The sequence below is a fragment of the Rhizobacter sp. J219 genome (genome assembly GCF_024700055.1).
GTDB lineage: Bacteria > Pseudomonadota > Gammaproteobacteria > Burkholderiales > Burkholderiaceae_C > Rhizobacter.
Window position 1 is genome coordinate 491,777 of record NZ_JAJOND010000001.1, and the last position, 14,988, is coordinate 506,764.

At 67.3% G+C, this 14,988-nt stretch carries 14 protein-coding genes; all 14 read right to left on the minus strand.

Annotated elements, in window-relative coordinates; all coding sequences use genetic code 11:
* Positions 1 to 3: 3 nt before the first annotated feature.
* Entirely contained in the window at positions 4 to 1,284 is a 1,281-nt protein-coding gene (locus tag LRS03_RS02305; protein ID WP_257823675.1) for an ABC transporter substrate-binding protein, read from the minus strand.
* 77 nt (positions 1,285 to 1,361) lie between these two features.
* The gene (locus tag LRS03_RS02310; protein ID WP_257823676.1) at positions 1,362 to 2,150 is read right to left on the minus strand and encodes an ATP-binding cassette domain-containing protein; all 789 of its coding nucleotides are present in this window, start codon (positions 2,148 to 2,150) and stop codon (positions 1,362 to 1,364) included.
* A complete protein-coding gene (locus LRS03_RS02315) occupies positions 2,147 to 2,368 on the minus strand; it encodes a hypothetical protein (protein ID WP_257823677.1) in 222 nt (73 codons plus the stop codon). The genes LRS03_RS02310 and LRS03_RS02315 overlap by 4 nt, the downstream gene beginning before the upstream one ends.
* Positions 2,365 to 3,327 carry a sugar ABC transporter permease gene (locus tag LRS03_RS02320; RefSeq protein WP_257823678.1) on the minus strand — a complete coding sequence of 321 codons (963 nt, stop codon included), beginning with the start codon at positions 3,325 to 3,327 and terminating at the stop codon, positions 2,365 to 2,367. The genes LRS03_RS02315 and LRS03_RS02320 overlap by 4 nt, the downstream gene beginning before the upstream one ends.
* A 59-nt stretch (positions 3,328 to 3,386) precedes the next feature.
* A complete protein-coding gene (gene xylF / locus LRS03_RS02325; protein WP_257823679.1) occupies positions 3,387 to 4,409 on the minus strand; it encodes a D-xylose ABC transporter substrate-binding protein in 1,023 nt (340 codons plus the stop codon).
* 57 nt (positions 4,410 to 4,466) lie between these two features.
* Positions 4,467 to 5,738 carry an ROK family transcriptional regulator gene (locus LRS03_RS02330; protein ID WP_257823680.1) on the minus strand — a complete coding sequence of 424 codons (1,272 nt, stop codon included), beginning with the start codon at positions 5,736 to 5,738 and terminating at the stop codon, positions 4,467 to 4,469.
* A 107-nt stretch (positions 5,739 to 5,845) separates the two neighbouring features.
* The gene (locus LRS03_RS02335; RefSeq protein ID WP_257823681.1) at positions 5,846 to 6,718 is read right to left on the minus strand and encodes a class I SAM-dependent methyltransferase; all 873 of its coding nucleotides are present in this window, start codon (positions 6,716 to 6,718) and stop codon (positions 5,846 to 5,848) included.
* A 122-nt stretch (positions 6,719 to 6,840) separates the two neighbouring features.
* A complete protein-coding gene (locus tag LRS03_RS02340; protein WP_257823682.1) occupies positions 6,841 to 7,263 on the minus strand; it encodes a hypothetical protein in 423 nt (140 codons plus the stop codon).
* Positions 7,263 to 8,486 (minus strand): alpha-amylase family glycosyl hydrolase, encoded by a 1,224-nt coding sequence (locus tag LRS03_RS02345; RefSeq protein ID WP_257823683.1) that lies wholly within the window; start codon positions 8,484 to 8,486, stop codon positions 7,263 to 7,265. The genes LRS03_RS02340 and LRS03_RS02345 overlap by 1 nt, the downstream gene beginning before the upstream one ends.
* Positions 8,483 to 9,373: a maltose ABC transporter permease MalG gene (gene malG / locus LRS03_RS02350; RefSeq protein WP_257823684.1), complete on the minus strand. Its 891-nt coding sequence runs from the start codon at positions 9,371 to 9,373 to the stop codon at positions 8,483 to 8,485. Before malG ends, LRS03_RS02345 begins: the two co-directional genes overlap by 4 nt.
* Positions 9,374 to 9,385: 12 nt before the next feature.
* Positions 9,386 to 10,927, minus strand: a complete 1,542-nt coding sequence (gene malF / locus LRS03_RS02355) for a maltose ABC transporter permease MalF (protein ID WP_257823685.1) — start codon at positions 10,925 to 10,927, stop codon at positions 9,386 to 9,388.
* A gap of 19 nt (positions 10,928 to 10,946) precedes the next feature.
* Complete coding sequence (gene malE / locus LRS03_RS02360; RefSeq protein ID WP_257823686.1) at positions 10,947 to 12,140, minus strand: maltose/maltodextrin ABC transporter substrate-binding protein MalE; 1,194 nt, start codon at positions 12,138 to 12,140, stop codon at positions 10,947 to 10,949.
* A 41-nt stretch (positions 12,141 to 12,181) separates the two neighbouring features.
* Positions 12,182 to 13,216, minus strand: coding sequence for an ABC transporter ATP-binding protein (locus LRS03_RS02365; protein ID WP_374685085.1), 1,035 nt, complete (start codon positions 13,214 to 13,216; stop codon positions 12,182 to 12,184).
* A 62-nt stretch (positions 13,217 to 13,278) separates the two neighbouring features.
* Positions 13,279 to 14,949, minus strand: coding sequence for an alpha-glucosidase (locus LRS03_RS02370; protein ID WP_257823688.1), 1,671 nt, complete (start codon positions 14,947 to 14,949; stop codon positions 13,279 to 13,281).
* Positions 14,950 to 14,988: the final 39 nt, after the last annotated feature.

Sequence of the window (14,988 nt, forward strand, 5' to 3'; positions counted from 1 at the left end):
TCCTCAGAAGGCGATCAGCGGCGCACGCGCTTCTTGATCGCGGCTTGCGCATCGGCCAGCGCGAGCTTGATGTCCTTGTTCTGCTCCAGCACCTTGTCGAGACTCGGCGTTGACGATCTCGTTGGCGACCGGGTCGTACTTGTCGACCGCGATGGCCTGGATCTTGTCGGCCGAGACCTTCCAGAGTTGCCGCGCCTTCTGGCCGCCGAAGTACTCGATGGGCTCGTTGACGAACGGGTCGGACTGCGCCTCGATCAGCGCCGGGAACGCATCGAGCTTGCGGAAGGCCTCGATCTGCATGTCCTTGTTGGTCGTCATGAACTTGATGAACTCCCAGGCTGCGGCCTTGTTCTGCGCCTTCTGCGGAATGGCGTAGAACGAGCCGCCCCACGAGGCGAACGCGCCGTTGGGCAGTTGCGCCGAGCGCCACTGGCCCTTGGAATCGGGTGCGAGCCAGTTGCTCAGGTGGCCGCCGAGCCAGGCGCCCATCATTTGCGACGCCACCTTGTCGCGCTTGAAGCCTTCGCCCCACTCGGGCGACCAGGCCTTCACCTTGGCGTCGATGCCCGCATTGCGCGCGGCCTTGGCCAGCTCGAAGCCCTTCTGGAAGCGCGGTGTGTTGATGAGAGGCTGGCCCTTCTTGTCGAAGTAGATGCCTTCGCCGGCCTTGAGCCCCGAGCGGATGTAGATGTCCTTGATGTCGACCGCGTCGGCCATCAGGTAGGCGCCGGTCGCGGCCTTCACCTTCTTGCCGGCCTCGATGTACGACTCCCAGCTCTTGGTGAGGTCGGCTTCGGTGACGCCGGCCTTGTCCATCATGTCCTTGCGGTAGAAGAGCGCGCCCGGGCCGATGTCGGCCGGGATGGCGGCGAGCGTGCCCGAGCCGCTCATCGCGAGCGGCACGGTGAACTTGGCAAACTTCGGCGTGAGCGCGTTGCCGTTGTACGGTGCCTTGCCCAGGTCTTCGAGGCCCTTGGACTCGACGAGCCGGCCGATGAAGCTCAGCTCGACGCCCATCACGTCGGGCACGTTGCCGCCGGCCGCGAGCGCGGTGGTCATCGCGGTGTGGTGGTCCATGAAGGCCAGGCTCACGAGCTTGATCTCCACGTTGGGGTTGACCTTCTTGTAGAGCGGGATGGCGGCCTTGACCGCGAGGTCGAAGCTCGGGAACGAGGCCACCGTCAGCGTCGTGGTGGCCTGGGCCTGCGCGCCAAAGGCGGCAGAGGCAGCGGCAATGCCGATGACCAGGCGCGATAGCGCGGCCCGCTTGGTCGGGTTGTGCATGGTTGTCTCCTGTGTTCTGAACCGGATGAAAAAAAGTGGTGGTGTTGGCGGAGAACAGGCGTTTTCAAATCTGCCGGTCAGGGGCTCTGTGGTGGAGAGCTGGGCCTGCCAGGCAGTGGCTTGCCGCCGATGATCATTCCGAGCACTTCGTCCTCGGTGACCTCGGCGGTCTTGTAGGTGCCCACCGTGCGGCCGTTCTTCATCACCGTGAGGCGATCGGAAAGGCCGAACACGTCGGGCATGTCATGGGTGATGAGAAAGATGCCCACGCCCTGGGCCTTGAGCTTCTTCACGGACTCGTGGACCATGCGCGTCTCCTCGGGGCCGAGCGCGGCGCAGGGCTCGTCCATGATGAGCACGCGGGCGTTGAAGTACAGGGCGCGCGAGATGGCGACCACCTGGCGCTGGCCGCCCGAGAGCGAACGCACCGGCACGCGGATGTTCTTGAAATTGGGGTTGAGGCGGTGGAAGACCTCGCGTGCGGCGACTTCCATTGCGTCGTCGTCGAGGGTGCGAAAGCGTGTCAGCAACTCGCGGCCGAGGAAGAGGTTGGCCACGCTGTCGAGGTTGTCGGCCAGCGCGAGCGTCTGGTAGATCGTCTCGATGCCGAGGGCCTGCGAATCGGCGGGTGTGTCGATCTTTGCCGGCGCGCCGTTGACGAGGATCTCGCCGCTGTCGATCGGGAAGGCGCCCGCCAGCATCTTCATCAGCGTCGACTTGCCGGCGCCGTTGTGGCCGAGCACGGCCACCACTTCGCCGGGGTAGACGCTCAGGCTCACGCCTTCGACGGCACGCACGCCGAAGAAGGCCTTGTGCACGTCTTTGATTTCAACGAGCGGCGCGGTCATGGGCATCGGGGTATTCATGTCAGCCGCTCCCCGGTCCAACGGCGGTAGAGCACGTCGAAGACGACGGCGACGATCAGCACCTGGCCGATGATCACCATGCGCTGGCCGATGCCGACGTCGAGCAGCAGCAGGCCGCTCTCGAGGAATTGAATGATCAAGGCGCCCAGCACCGAGCCGAGCACCGTGCCGCTGCCGCCCGAGAGCGCCACGCCGCCGATCACCGCCGCGGCGATCACGTAGAGCCCATGTTCGTGCCGAGCGAGTTGGTGCCGGCGTTGAGGCGAGCGACCGACACCACCGCGGCGATGGTGACCAGCACCGCCAGCAGCAGGAAGAGCATCAGCATCACCCGCTTGACCGGAATGCCGACGAGCAGCGCCGCCTCGGGGTTGCCGCCGATCGCGTAGACGTAGCGGCCGAAGCGTGTGCGCCGCACGATGAAGGCCATGCCCATCACGACCAGGCCCCAGATGACGACGGGGATGGGCACGCCTTGCGCGGCGTCCTTGCCGGGCAGTTGATACGCGCAGGTGACAGCGACGAAGCCGAGCAGCATCGCCACTACCAAGCCGGCGAAGGCGGCGTCGAACCACAGTGGCCGCACGGTGAAGCCATGGCTGCGCTTGCTGCGGCGGCGTGCGGCAGTGTTGAAGACGACGAGGGCCGACAGCGCGGCACCGAGCGCCCAGCTGAGCGCGGGGCCCAACGAGCCATCGAGCCCGCCACCGAGTGCCAGGAAGGTCGGGTCGGTCACCGGCTGCGTCTTGCCGTCGGCGATGAGGAAGGCCGCGCCGCGGAAGGACATCAGCCCTCCGAGCGTGACCACGAAGGAGGGCACGCCGAGGTAGGCGGTGAGCCAGCCTTGGTAGAGCCCGACCACGAGCGCGAGCGCGAGGCCCGCGAGCGAGGCGGGGATCCAGTGCCAACCCGAGGTGTATTGCAGGAAGGCGATGAGCACGCCCACGCAACCCATCACCGAGCCGACCGACAGGTCGATCTGGCGCGCCACGATGATGAGGGCGATGGCGGTCGCGACGATGCCCACCACCGCCGTCTGCTGCGCGATGTTGTAGAGGTTTTCCGGCGTGAGGAAGGTGCCGGTCAGCAGGTGGAAGACCACGGCCATCGCGGCGAGCACGGCCGCCATGAGCGAGAGGCGCAGGTCGAGGGCGCTGATCTGGAGAGGAAGTGACATGGCGGCGAACGAGACGCCCGCTTGCGCGGGCGCCTTCCATTCACGTCAGGGGTTGTGGGTTACTTGCAGGCGGCGGGAGCGGTGGCTGCGGCCACGCCCTTGCACACCACGTCCTTGCTGACCCAGCCGGCCTTGATGACCACGTCGAGGTTGGCGGCGGTGACGGGCACGGGCGCCAGGAACTTCGAGGTCATCGGCACCTTCTTCTCGCCTTCGGCCCAGGTGACGGTGCCGTCGACCTTCTTGCCGGCGGCGAGCGTCACGGCGGCTGCGGCGGCTTCACGGCCGAGCACGCGGGCGTCCTTCCACACCGAGACGGTCTGCGTGCCGAGCGCCACGCGGTTAAGGGCGGCATGGTCACCGTCCTGCCCCGACACCGGCACGCCCTTGATGCCGCGAGCCGAGAGCGCCGCCACCACGCCACCGGCTGTGCCGTCGTTGGAGGCCACCACCGCGTCGACCTTGTTCTGGTTGCGCGTGAGGATCTGCTCCATGTTCTTCTGCGCGTTCTCGGGCTTCCAGCCGTCGGTGTATTCCTCGCCGACGATCTTGATGTCGCCCTTCTTCAGCGCATCGGCGAGCACCTCGCCCTGGCCTGCGCGCAGGAAGTTGGCATTCGGGTCGGTCGGCGAGCCCTTGATCATCACGTAGTTGCCCTTCGGTCTGGCAGCCAGCACGGCCTTGGCCTGCAGGCGGCCGACCTCCTTGTTGTCGAAGGTGATGTAGAAGACGCCGGGCTGCTCGATCAGGCGGTCATACGCGACGACGGGGATGTTGCGCTGCTTGGCCTTCGCGAGCGCGGGCACGATCGCGTCCTTGTCCATCGCGAGGATGATCAGCGCCTTCGCGCCCTTGGCGATCAGGCCGTCGACGTCGGCGAGCTGCTTCTCGGGTGAGCCGCCTGCGTCTGCGCTCACGTAGGTGGCGCCGGACTTGGCGAGCTGTTCCTTGATCGCGGCCTCGTCGGTCTTCCAGCGCTCTTCCTGGAAGTTGGACCAGCTCACGCCGACCACCGTCTGGGCGGCAGCGAGTGTTGAAAACGTTGTCAGAGCAGTGGCAAGCAGTGTGTGGGTGAATTTCATGTTGTCTCCGTGCGTTGTGATTGCGCCTGATGGCGCGCTGTGGTGATCGATGTGGGATCAGGTGACGGGTCTGTGCCCGTCTGCTTCGGTCTCGAACCCGTGGCGTGACACCGATTCGAGGATTTCTGCGGACTCGTCCAGGCGCTGCAACACCAGCGACGCGGCGCCGCGCGCCCAGGTCTCGTCGCCGCGGTGGTGCACCACGAGCAGGTCGCGTTGGCGGTGGGGGATGGCGAGCGCCTCGTGCATGGCCTGTCGGAGCGAGGCTTCGAAAAGCTCGGTGCCTTCGGTCATGCCGTCGAGCATGACGAGCTGTGGTGCGAGCAGGTTGACCATGTTGCCCATCCATCGGCCGAGCAGCTCGCCCTGGTGTTCGAAGATCTGGCGCGCCTGCTGGTTGCCGGCGCGGGCCTTGTCGGCGAGTTCGACGTAGGCGGTCTCGATCTCGCCTGAGCCGAGTTCACCGGCCGGCAGCAGGCCGGCCTCCTGGCCCTGGCCCACCACCGCACTGTGCGCCACGTAGGCTTCGAGGCAGCCGCGTTTGCCGCAGCGGCAGGCGCGGCCCCCGGGGACCACCTGGATGTGGCCGAATTCGGCGGCGAGGCCGCTGTGGCCACGGAAGAGTTCGCCATCGAGCACGAGGCCGAGGCCCAGGCCGTGCTCCAGCGTGACCACGGCCACATTGGTCATTCGCGCCGCTTCGCCGAACCATTGCTCGGCGAGCGCGAGCATGTTGGCGTCGTTCTCGATCATCACCGGCACGCCAAGCGCGTCGGTCAGCGGCGCGGCGAGCGGGGCCGATTCATCCTTGCGGCCCGGCTTGAGCAGCGGCGACCAGTGCACCTCGCCGCGCAGCGAGTCGACCATGCCCGGCACCGCCACGCCCACGCCGGCCAGGCGCTGGCGCACCTGCGGGTCGGCCTTGGCAAGGCAGGCCTTGATCTCCTTCACCAGCCGCTGCAGCAGCGCGGCCTGCGTGACGGGCGCGGAGATCGGCACCTTCAGCGTGTCGCGCACGCCGCCGGCGAAGTCGACCAAGGCGAGGGTGATCTGGTGCATCGACACCTTCACGCCCACGACCCAGGCGAAGTCGGGGTTCAGCGCCAGTTCGCGTTCACGGCGGCCACTGCCGGTCGACGGGCGGGCGCCGACCTCCATCAAGGCGCCGGTTTCGAGCAGCCGCCGCGTGAGCGACGACACGGCCGGCTGGCTGAGCCCCGTGGCCTGGCAGATCTCGGCACGCGACGCCGCCGGGCGCGCGAGGCGCACGGTGTGCAGCACCTGGTAGAGGTGCAGCAGCGAGATCTGCCGTGACTGGAGACGTGTCATGCCGGAGCGGCCTGTTTTGCAGCGGTGGGTCGAAACAGTGCGGCATTTTATTTTGGCGAAGTATTATTGAATCAGGGCTTTCCCAGGGGCCTCGTGCAGGCGGGTCGTCAAGTTGCGAAACGACTCGGCAGGCTCGCCTGCACGATCGAGCCGAGCGTGCGCATGCGCAGGCCGCGTGGGTGCGCATCGAAGAATCGCGGGTTGACGATGTGCGCGTCGTGCCGGCGCACGTCGGCAAAACCCATCGCCTGCAGCGCTGCGCGCAGAGGCTCCGGCGCGAAGTGGCCGATCCACGGCTCGCCCATGCGCGCGAAGCGCCGGCGCAGCACCACGAGCACGAGCCGCAGCAGCGGGTTGAGCGTGGCGGGGTCATTGAGCACATCGAAGACGATGCCGCCGCCGGCCCGGGCCAGGCCGCTCAGCTCGCGCAGGGTGGCGAGCGTCACCTCGGGCGGCAGGTACATCGTGACGCCCAGCCACGAGAAGAAGGCCGGGCGTGCAGGGTCGAACCCGGCGTCAAGCAGCGCCTCGCTCACCGACTGGCGACCGAAGTTCACCGGCACCCAGTGCAGGTGCGCCGGCACCACGAGGCCGGCACGGGCGAGCAGCTGCCGCTTCCAGCCCTGCGTGGCCGGGTGGTCGACCTCGAAGACGCGCAGGCGTGCCGCCGAATAGGGGCTGCGCAGCGCGAAGGTGTCGAGCCCCGCGCCGAGCACCACGTACTGCGTGGTGCCGCTGGCCACCGCCTCGTGCAGCGCGTCTTCGGTGATGCGGCTGCGGGCCACGAGGCTCGCGCGCACGCCGCGCAGATAGGGGTTGTCGCCGCGGCGGCCGAGGCCTTCGAGTTCAAGCGCGGTCTCGGGCCCGAGGATGCGCAGCGCCAGCGGGTCGTCGAAGACCTTGGGCGTGTCGATCAGCTGGTGGCGTGCGCGGGCGACCGCGGCGCGGAAGGCGGTGGTGCTGGGACGATCGTCTTGCATGGCGCGAAGCGTGAGTGGAGGTGCGGCGCATGCTAGGCAGCGGCGCGCGGCCTGCCATCCGCGGCCCCCACTACGCGCGCGCCACTACGTGCGTCCCACTACGCGGGAGCCCGCTTGCGGGCTCAGGGTGTTTCGAGCAGCACCCAGTGCTGGGTGGGGAACTGCACCCGGCCTTGGCGCACGATCGCGGTGTTGCCCGAGTAGGCATCGCGCACCGTGCTGCCCTCGGGGAACACGTCGCCGACCACGATGTGCTCGGCATCGGTGGCCTCCATCGCGACGACGACGCGGTCGCCGCTGGCCGCGTCGATGCGGCTGAAGGTGTAGGGCTTGTCGGCGAGCTTCTGATGCGCGCCGCGGGCGAGGGCCACATGCGCGCGGCGGAACTGCCCGAGCTTGCGCCAGTGCATGAGCAGGCTCGCATCGACGCTGCCCCAGTTCATGTCGGAGCGGGTGGCCTGCTGCGGGTCGCTGCTCGGTGCGGGGCCGGGTGGGCGGCGCGTCTCGTCGCCGTAGTAGATCTGCACCCCGCCCGGCGCGAGCATCAGCCAGGCGGCGCCATCGGCGAGGCGCTTGCGGTCGAAGAGTTCTCGGTGTCGTGCGAAGACAGGTAGCTGAGTGCGTTGTAGCCGGGCCGGCCGCTGAGCAGGCTGGCGTAGCGGGCATAAAGTTTCTCGGGTTGCGCATCGCGCAGGGCCGCATTCTGGAAGTCGAAGTTGATGAGCGCATCGAAGCCGCTGTCGTGCAGCGGGTCGCGCTGCGGGCCCTTGCCCCAGTCTTCGCCGACCATCCAGAAGGGCTCGTCGTCGATCTTCTTGTCGGGGTTCGCCTTCTTCCACTCGGCGAGTGCCTTCGTCGCAGCCGTCTTCAGCTCGGCCCAGGCGGCCGGCTCCACGTGCTTGACGGTGTCGGCACGGAAGCCATCGATGCCGTACTCGCGCACCCACTGCGTGAGCCAGGTGACTAGGTAGCCGCGCACGGTGGTGTCGCGCAGGTCGCGGGCGCGGGTGCCGGGCTTGTCGCGCAGGAACTTCGGCAGCGTCACATGGGCCGTGCTCTCGGTGCGGAAGTCGGGCAGGAAGGCCAGCTGCTTCGTCAGTTCGTCGCGCCCGCCATCGAGGTAGCTCGGCAAGCCGGCGCGCACCCAGTCGCGGCCCCACCAGTCGGTGAAGGCGAAGTTGTTGTAGTCGATGAACGAGTGGTAGTTCGCGAGCGTCGCCTTCTCGGAGCCCGGCCAGAGCACCCGGAGGCCGAGCTCGCGCGCGGTCTGCAGGTCGAGGTAGCCCGGGTGGTTCATCACCACATCGAAGAGGATGCGGATGCCTTGCGCATGCGCGGTGTCGACCATCTCGCGCAGATCGTCGGGCGTGCCCATCGACTTGTCGAGCACGGTGTAGTCGAGCGCGTAGTAGCCGTGGTAGGCGTAGTGCTTGAAGGCCTTGTTGCCGCCGACCACCCAGCCGTGGATCTGCTCGTAGGGCGCGGTGATCCAGATCGCGTTGACGCCGAGTTCGCGGAACCAGCCTTCCTTCAGCTTGGCGGTGATGCCTTTCAGGTCGCCGCCGTGGAAGGTGCCCACGTCGTCTTCGGGCCTGGCCTCGCGGGTGCGGCCGTACGCGTTGTCGTTCGACGGGTCGCCGTTGAAGAAGCGGTCGGTGACGGCGAAGTAGACGATGGGGTTGTCGGCGAAGCGGGCCGGGCCTGGCGCCGCTGGCGCCGTCAGCAGCAGCACCGGCACCAGGGCCAGCAGTACCGCCAGGCGTCTCATCCCTTGATGCCCCCGGCGGTGAGCCCCGAGATCATCCAGCGCTGCGCGAGGATGAACACCAGCGTGATCGGCAGGCCCGAGAGGATGGCCGCCGCCGCGAAGTCGCCCCACAGGTACTTTTGCTCGTAGAGAAAGAGGTTGGAGCCGACCGCGAGCGTGAGCTTGGCCTGCTCGTTGAGCAGGATCGACGCGACCGGGTACTCGATGATCGCGCCCACGAAGGCCAGCAGGAAGACCACCATCAGGATCGGCAACGCCATCGGCAGCAGCACGATGCGGAAGGCCTGCCAGGGTGTCGCGCCATCGACCTTGGCGGCCTCTTCGATCTCGGCCGGGATGGTGTCGAAGTAGCCCTTGATGGTCCACACGTGCAGCGCGATGCCGCCCGAGTAGGCGAGCAGCAGCGACCAGTGGCTGTCGATGCCGAAGGTGGGGAAGACGTTGCCGATGCGGTCGAAGATGGCGTAGATGGCGACCAGCGCCAGCACGCTCGGGAACATCTGCACCAGCATCAGGCCGGTGAGCGAGGCCTCCTTGCCGCGAAACTTCATGCGCGCGAAGGCGTAGGCCGCGGTGGTGGAGAGCAGCAGCGTCACGAGGCCGGTGAGCGCGGCCACCTTCACCGAATTCCACAGCCATCGCAGCACGGGGAAGGTGGGCTGCACCAGGCTGCCGTCGGGTGCGGTGTACGACATCCCGAGCGCGAGCATCCAGTGCTCCAGGCTGATGCGATCGGGGATCAGGCTGCCGGTCGCGAAGTTGCCGGGCCGGAACGAGATCGACAGGATCATCAGGAACGGGAAGATCGTGACGATCACCAGCCCGATGAGGAAGGCATGCGCCAGCAGCACGCGCCAGCGCTGCGATTTTGCGACGACGATGGCCATCGTGTTCTCCTTTCAGCGGGCCGGATCGCGTGCGATCCGCGTGAACTTGATCTGCACCATCGAGATCGCCGCCACCATCAGGAAGATGACGGTGGAGACCGCGGCGGCCAGGCCGAACTGCTGGCCCGAGTCTTCGAAGGCGATGCGGTAGGTGTACGACACCAGCAGGTCGGTGGTGCCAGCGGGCACGGTGGTGTCGAGGAAGTCGGGCCGCCCGCCGGTCAACAGCGAGATCAGCACGAAGTTGTTGAAGTTGAAGGCAAAGGCGGCAATCAGCAGCGGCGTGAGCGGCTTGATGACGAGTGGCGCGGTGATGCGGAAGAAGTTGGTCAGCGGCCCGGCGCCGGCCACGGCCGAGGCTTCGTACAGGTCAGCGGGGATCGCGCGGATGAGCCCCATGCACACGAGCATCATGTACGGGTAGCCCAGCCACACGTTGACGATGAGCAGCATCGCCTTCGCAAGCGTCGGGTCGGAGAACCAGGTGGGGCGGATGCCGAAGAGCGCATCGAGGATCAGGTTGATCTCGCCGAAGTTGTTGTTGAAGAGCCCGCGGAAGACGAGGATGGAGATGAAGCCCGGCACCGCATACGGCAGGAAGAGCAGCACGCGGTAGACGCCCTTGAAGCGCAGCGCGTCCCAGTTCAGCAGCACCGCGAGCAGCATGCCCAGCGAGGCGGCGAAGAGCACGGTGAGCGCGGCGAACGCGACCGTCCACACGAAGATGCGCAGGAAGGGCTCGCGGAAGGCGGGCTCGGTGAAGATGCGGCGGTAGTTGTCGAAGCCCACGCCGACCTGGAAGCCGGGTGTCACGCGCTCGCCATTGGCCTTCTCGTAGAAGCCCGTCTGGTGATTGGCCTTGAGCAGCTCGCCGGTGCGTTTGTGGACGAGCACGCCGGGTTCGCGTTGTTCGTAGACCTTCTCCAGACCCGAGAACTGGCGCAGGCCGGTCATCACCACCTGGCGGCCGCCGGGCAGCTCGAAGGTCAGGGCCTTGAGAGCAGCCTGGCGTTGGATCACGTCGCGCAGGGGCAGCGGCTCGCCAAGCGGCAGCTTCACCTGCTGCGCCGGCTCGACCTCGAGCTTGAGCGGTGCGTTGTTCTTGAGCGCGAGCGGGCCCGAGACCCAGGCCTTCGCGTCGTCGTCCGGGTCGCTCAGGCGCACGCGGAACTCGGGCCCGTCGGCATGCAGCGTGAACGCGAGCGGGTCGCCTTCGGCGGCCGCGGTCTCGTCGAGGTGGTACTGCGTGGCCCGCTCGAAGCTCAGCAGGTTGGCCGAGCTGTAGTTGGTGAAGCCGATGCCGATGGTGTAGAGCATCGGGAACACCACGAACACCATCGCCGCCGCGATGCCCGGGAAGAGATATCGCCACGCGTAGAAGCGTGGTGAGGTGTAGAGCCACGCTGCGAGCGCGGTGATGAAGAGGAGGGTGGCGGCAAGCAGCGTCTGGCCCGCTGCGTGGACCACCACCACGATGTAGAGCGCGGCCAGCAGGGCCGCGATCAGGACGAGCGGGCCGAACCAGCGCGGCGAATTTTTCTTGTGTGTCGGCATGGCCCGCTCAACAAACGGCTCAGGGTGCAGCGATGCGCTTGGCGGCGGCGTCCATCGCTTCCTTGGGCGACTGGCGGCCTTCGGTCATGTTCTGCAGCGCCGAGGCCATCGACGACCAGAAGCGGCCCATCTCCTTGTTGTTGGGCATCGGGGCGCCGTCTTGCGCGCTCGCCATCGTCGCCTGGATGTTGGGGTTGTTCTTGGACTCGTTGAAGAAGGCCTTGTTGGCCGGCGTGCCGAGCGGCACGTCGTCGTTGATCTTCTTCAGGCCGTCGACGGTGAGCATGTGGTTCTCGAGGAACTCGACCGCCAGGTCCTTGTTCGGCGTGGCCTTGGTGACCATGGCGCCGAGCACGCCGACGAAAGGCGCGGCCTTCTTGCCGGCGACGGTCGGGATCTTGGCGACGCCGAAGTTGATGTTGGCCTTCTTCAGGTTGTCCCACGACCAGGGGCCGTTGATCATCATCGCGACCTTGCCCTGCGCGAGGCCGGCTTCCATCTCGGCGTAGTTGGCGCCCTTGGTCATGACGCCGTCCTTGATCATCTTCGACAGCAGCTCGGCACCCTTGAGCGCGCCGGCGTTGTTGACGCCGGTGTCCTTGGCGTCATAGGTGCCATCGGCCTTCTGCTTGAAGGGGTAGCCACCGTTGGCGGCCAGCAGCGGCCAGGTGAAGTAGGTGTTGTTGTAGTCCCAGAGGATGGCCTTCTTGCCCGAGGCCGAGAGCTTCTTGTCGAGCGCGATCACCTCTTCGAAGCTCTTGGGCGGCGTGGGCACCAGCGCCTTGTTGTAGACGAGCGCCACCGCTTCGATCGACAGCGGATAGCCCCAGGTCTTGCCGCCCACCGTGAAGGCCTTCCAGGCCAGCGGGTCGATGTCGGCCTGCACCTTCTTGCTCGGGGTCACGGGCTGCAGCAAACCACCTTCGATCCACTCGCCGATGCGGTCGTGCGGCCAGATCCAGATGTCGGGGCCCTTGCCGGCGGCAGCGGCTGCCTGGAACTTGCTCGGCGCGTCTTCGGGGTATTCCACCGTGACCGGGATGCCGGTCTTCTTGGTGAACTCCTCGCCGATCTTGATGATGCCCTTGTAGCCCTTGTCGCCGTTGATCCACACGAGCAGCTTGCCGGGCTCGGCGGCCTGCGCGAGCGGCGCGAAGGCGGCGCCGAGGGTGAGGGCGGCCGCGGCCGCGAGGAGGGTGCGTTTGGTCTGCATGCTTTCTGTCTCCTGGTTGTGATGGGGTCTTTTGGCAAGGGTCATGGCAGGGTCTGCCCCTGCTCGTCGAATACGAAGCAGCGCTCGCGCGGCAGGTGCAGCCATGCGGGGTCGCCGGTGTTGAGCGGGTTGTCGGGAGCGGTGCGCACGGTGATGGGCTCGGGCGCGCCGGGCACCAAGAGGTGCAGGTAGGTGGTGTCGCCCAGGTGCTCGGCGAGCTGCACGGTGGCTCTCACCGCGCCTTCGCCTGGCGTGCGATCGGCATGGATGTGCTCGGGTCGGATGCCGAGCGTCACGGGCTTGCCGATGGCGGCGGAGCGCGCGGCGTCAGTGCCGGGCGAGACGGGCACAACGCTGCCGTCCTTCAGCACCACATGGCTCGCGTCTCCCAAGGTCGCCTCGAGGAAATTCATCTTCGGCGAGCCGATGAAGCCGGCCACGAACTTGTTGACCGGGCGGTGGTAGAGGTCGAGTGGTGCGCCGACCTGCTCGATGCGCCCGGCGTTCACGACCACGATGCGGTTGGCGAGCGTCATCGCCTCCACCTGGTCGTGCGTCACGTAGACCATGGTGGTGCGCAGCTCGCGGTGCAGGCGCGAGAGCTCCACGCGCATCTGAACGCGCAGCGCCGCGTCGAGGTTCGACAAGGGCTCGTCGAAGAGGAAGACCCCCGGCTTGCGCACGATGGCACGGCCGATGGCCACACGCTGGCGCTGGCCGCCCGAGAGCGCCTTGGGCTTGCGGTCGAGCAGGTGCTCGATCTGCAGCGTCTGTGCGGCGCGCTGTACCGCATCCTTCATCTCCTGCTTGCTGTAGCCGGCGAGGCGCAGGCCGAAGGCCATGTTCTCGGCCACGCTCATGTGCGGGTAGAGCGCGTAGCTCTGGAACACCATCGCGATGCCGCGCTCGGCGGGTGGCACGTCGTTGACCAGGGTGTCGCCGATGTACAGCTCGCCGGCGGTGATCTCCTCCAGCCCGGCGATGCAGCGCAGCAGCGTCGACTTGCCGCAGCCCGACGGGCCGACGAAGACGAGGAACTCGCCGTCGCTCACGTCGAGGTCGATGCCGTGCAGCATCTCGACCTCGCCGAAGGACTTGCGCAAACCGCTGAGCTTGAGGGTGGCCATGGATCGGGACCTTAGACGCTGCTGTGCTGCCCGTAGAAGAAACCATGCGCGGGCAGGGTGATGTGCTCGCCGGCGAGTGTGCCTTCCAGGTGATCGTCGACGCGCGTCATGATCTGCTGCAGTCCCGGGGCCGGTGCCGCGATCTCGATCGCGGTGCGTCCGAGGTTGAACATGCACAGCAGCTCCGGGCCGTCATCGGGCGTGCGGTAGAAGGCCAGCACCGGCTCGGGTGCGTCGACGAAGCGGATGCCGCCGCGCAGCAGGCGCGCCTGCGTCTTGCGCCAGGCCAGCAGCCTGCGCATGAAGTGCAGCGGCGAGGCCGGGTCGGCTTCGCTCGCGTCGACCGCGCGGGCCGCATGCTCGGCCGGCACCGGAAGCCACGGTTCGACCGGGCGGCCGCCGCTGAAGCCGGCATGCACGAGGTCGCGTGACCACGGCATCGGCGTGCGGCAGCCGTCGCGGCCCTTGAACTCGGGCCAGAAGGTGATGCCGTACGGGTCCTGGATCTTCTCGTAGGGAATATCGGCTTCGGTCAACGCGAGTTCGTCGCCCTGCCACCAGCACACGCTGCCGCGCAGCGAGGCGAGCATCGCCAGCGCGACCTTGGTGTAGTCGCCTGTTGCGCCCACGCCGCCCCAGCGGCTGAGGAAACGCGGCACGTCGTGGTTGCCGATGGACCAGCTCGTCCAGCCGTCGGCGATCTGCGCTTCGAGTTCCTCCACCTGCCGGCGGATGTAGCCCGCGCTGCTTTCGGTGGCCAGCAGGTTGAAGCTGTAGGCCATGTGCAGCTTGTCGCCGCCGCTCGTGTAGGCGGCCATGGTCTTGATCGAGTCGTCGTCGCCGATCTCGCCCACGCTCGCGGCGCCGTACTCGTCGAGGAGGTTGCGGATCTTCTGCAGAAAGCCGATGTTCTCGGGCTGCGTCTTGTCGTAGAGGTGGCGCTGGAAGCTGTAGGGGTTGGAGGCCGGGACCGACAGCGTGTCGGCACGTTCGGCGGGCGGGTTGTCGCGCAGCTTCAGGTCGTGGAAGTGGAAGATGCAGGCATCGAAGCGGAAGCCGTCCACGCCGCGGTCGAGCCAGAAGCGCAGGTCGTCGAGCAGCTGCTTCTGCACCTCGGGGTTGTGGAAGTTGAGGTCGGGCTGGCTCGCGAGGAAGTTGTGCAGGTAGTACTGGCGGCGGCGCGTGTCCCACTGCCAGGCCGAGCCGCCGAAGATGCTGAGCCAGTTGTTGGGCGGCGTGCCGTCGGCCTTGGGGTCGGCCCATACGTACCAGTCGGCCCGCGCGTTGTCGCGGCTCGCGCGGCTCTGCATGAACCAGGGGTGCTGGTCGGAGCTGTGCGACAGCACCTGGTCGACGATCACCTTCAGGCCCAGTTCGTGGGCCCGCGCGACGAGGGTGTCGAAATCCTGCAGCGTGCCGAAGAGCGGATCGACATCGCGGTAGTCGCTGACGTCGTAGCCGAAGTCCTTCATCGGCGAGCGGAAGAAGGGCGACACCCAGATGGCATCGACACCGAGGCTCGCCACATAGGGCAGGCGCTCGACCATGCCGGCGAAGTCGCCGACACCGTCGCCATTCGCATCGGCAAAGCTGCGTGGGTAGAGCTGGTAGATGACGGCGCCGCGCCACCAATCACGGTCGTGGGACGCCGGGGCCAGCACGGTCTGGGGCTCGCTCTTCATGGGTTGTTCGGGGACGATTTCTTGTGCTCTTGAACGATT

Excerpts from the sequence above, each read along its gene's own strand:
- LRS03_RS02305 (WP_257823675.1), bottom strand. The coding sequence starts at position 1,284 with ATGCACAACCCGACCAAGCGGGCCGCGCTATCGCGCCTGGTCATCGGC.
- xylF (WP_257823679.1), bottom strand. The coding sequence starts at position 4,409 with ATGAAATTCACCCACACACTGCTTGCCACTGCTCTGACAACGTTTTCA.
- LRS03_RS02330 (WP_257823680.1), bottom strand. The coding sequence starts at position 5,738 with ATGACACGTCTCCAGTCACGGCAGATCTCGCTGCTGCACCTCTACCAG.
- LRS03_RS02345 (WP_257823683.1), bottom strand. The coding sequence starts at position 8,486 with ATGAGACGCCTGGCGGTACTGCTGGCCCTGGTGCCGGTGCTGCTGCTG.
- LRS03_RS02340 (WP_257823682.1), bottom strand. The coding sequence starts at position 7,263 with ATGCTCGCGCCGGGCGGGGTGCAGATCTACTACGGCGACGAGACGCGC.
- LRS03_RS02370 (WP_257823688.1), bottom strand. The coding sequence starts at position 14,949 with ATGAAGAGCGAGCCCCAGACCGTGCTGGCCCCGGCGTCCCACGACCGT.
- malE (WP_257823686.1), bottom strand. The coding sequence starts at position 12,140 with ATGCAGACCAAACGCACCCTCCTCGCGGCCGCGGCCGCCCTCACCCTC.
- LRS03_RS02320 (WP_257823678.1), bottom strand. The coding sequence starts at position 3,327 with ATGTCACTTCCTCTCCAGATCAGCGCCCTCGACCTGCGCCTCTCGCTC.
- malG (WP_257823684.1), bottom strand. The coding sequence starts at position 9,373 with ATGGCCATCGTCGTCGCAAAATCGCAGCGCTGGCGCGTGCTGCTGGCG.
- LRS03_RS02310 (WP_257823676.1), bottom strand. The coding sequence starts at position 2,150 with ATGAATACCCCGATGCCCATGACCGCGCCGCTCGTTGAAATCAAAGAC.
- LRS03_RS02365 (WP_374685085.1), bottom strand. The coding sequence starts at position 13,216 with ATGCTGCACGGCATCGACCTCGACGTGAGCGACGGCGAGTTCCTCGTC.
- malF (WP_257823685.1), bottom strand. The coding sequence starts at position 10,927 with ATGCCGACACACAAGAAAAATTCGCCGCGCTGGTTCGGCCCGCTCGTC.
- LRS03_RS02335 (WP_257823681.1), bottom strand. The coding sequence starts at position 6,718 with ATGCAAGACGATCGTCCCAGCACCACCGCCTTCCGCGCCGCGGTCGCC.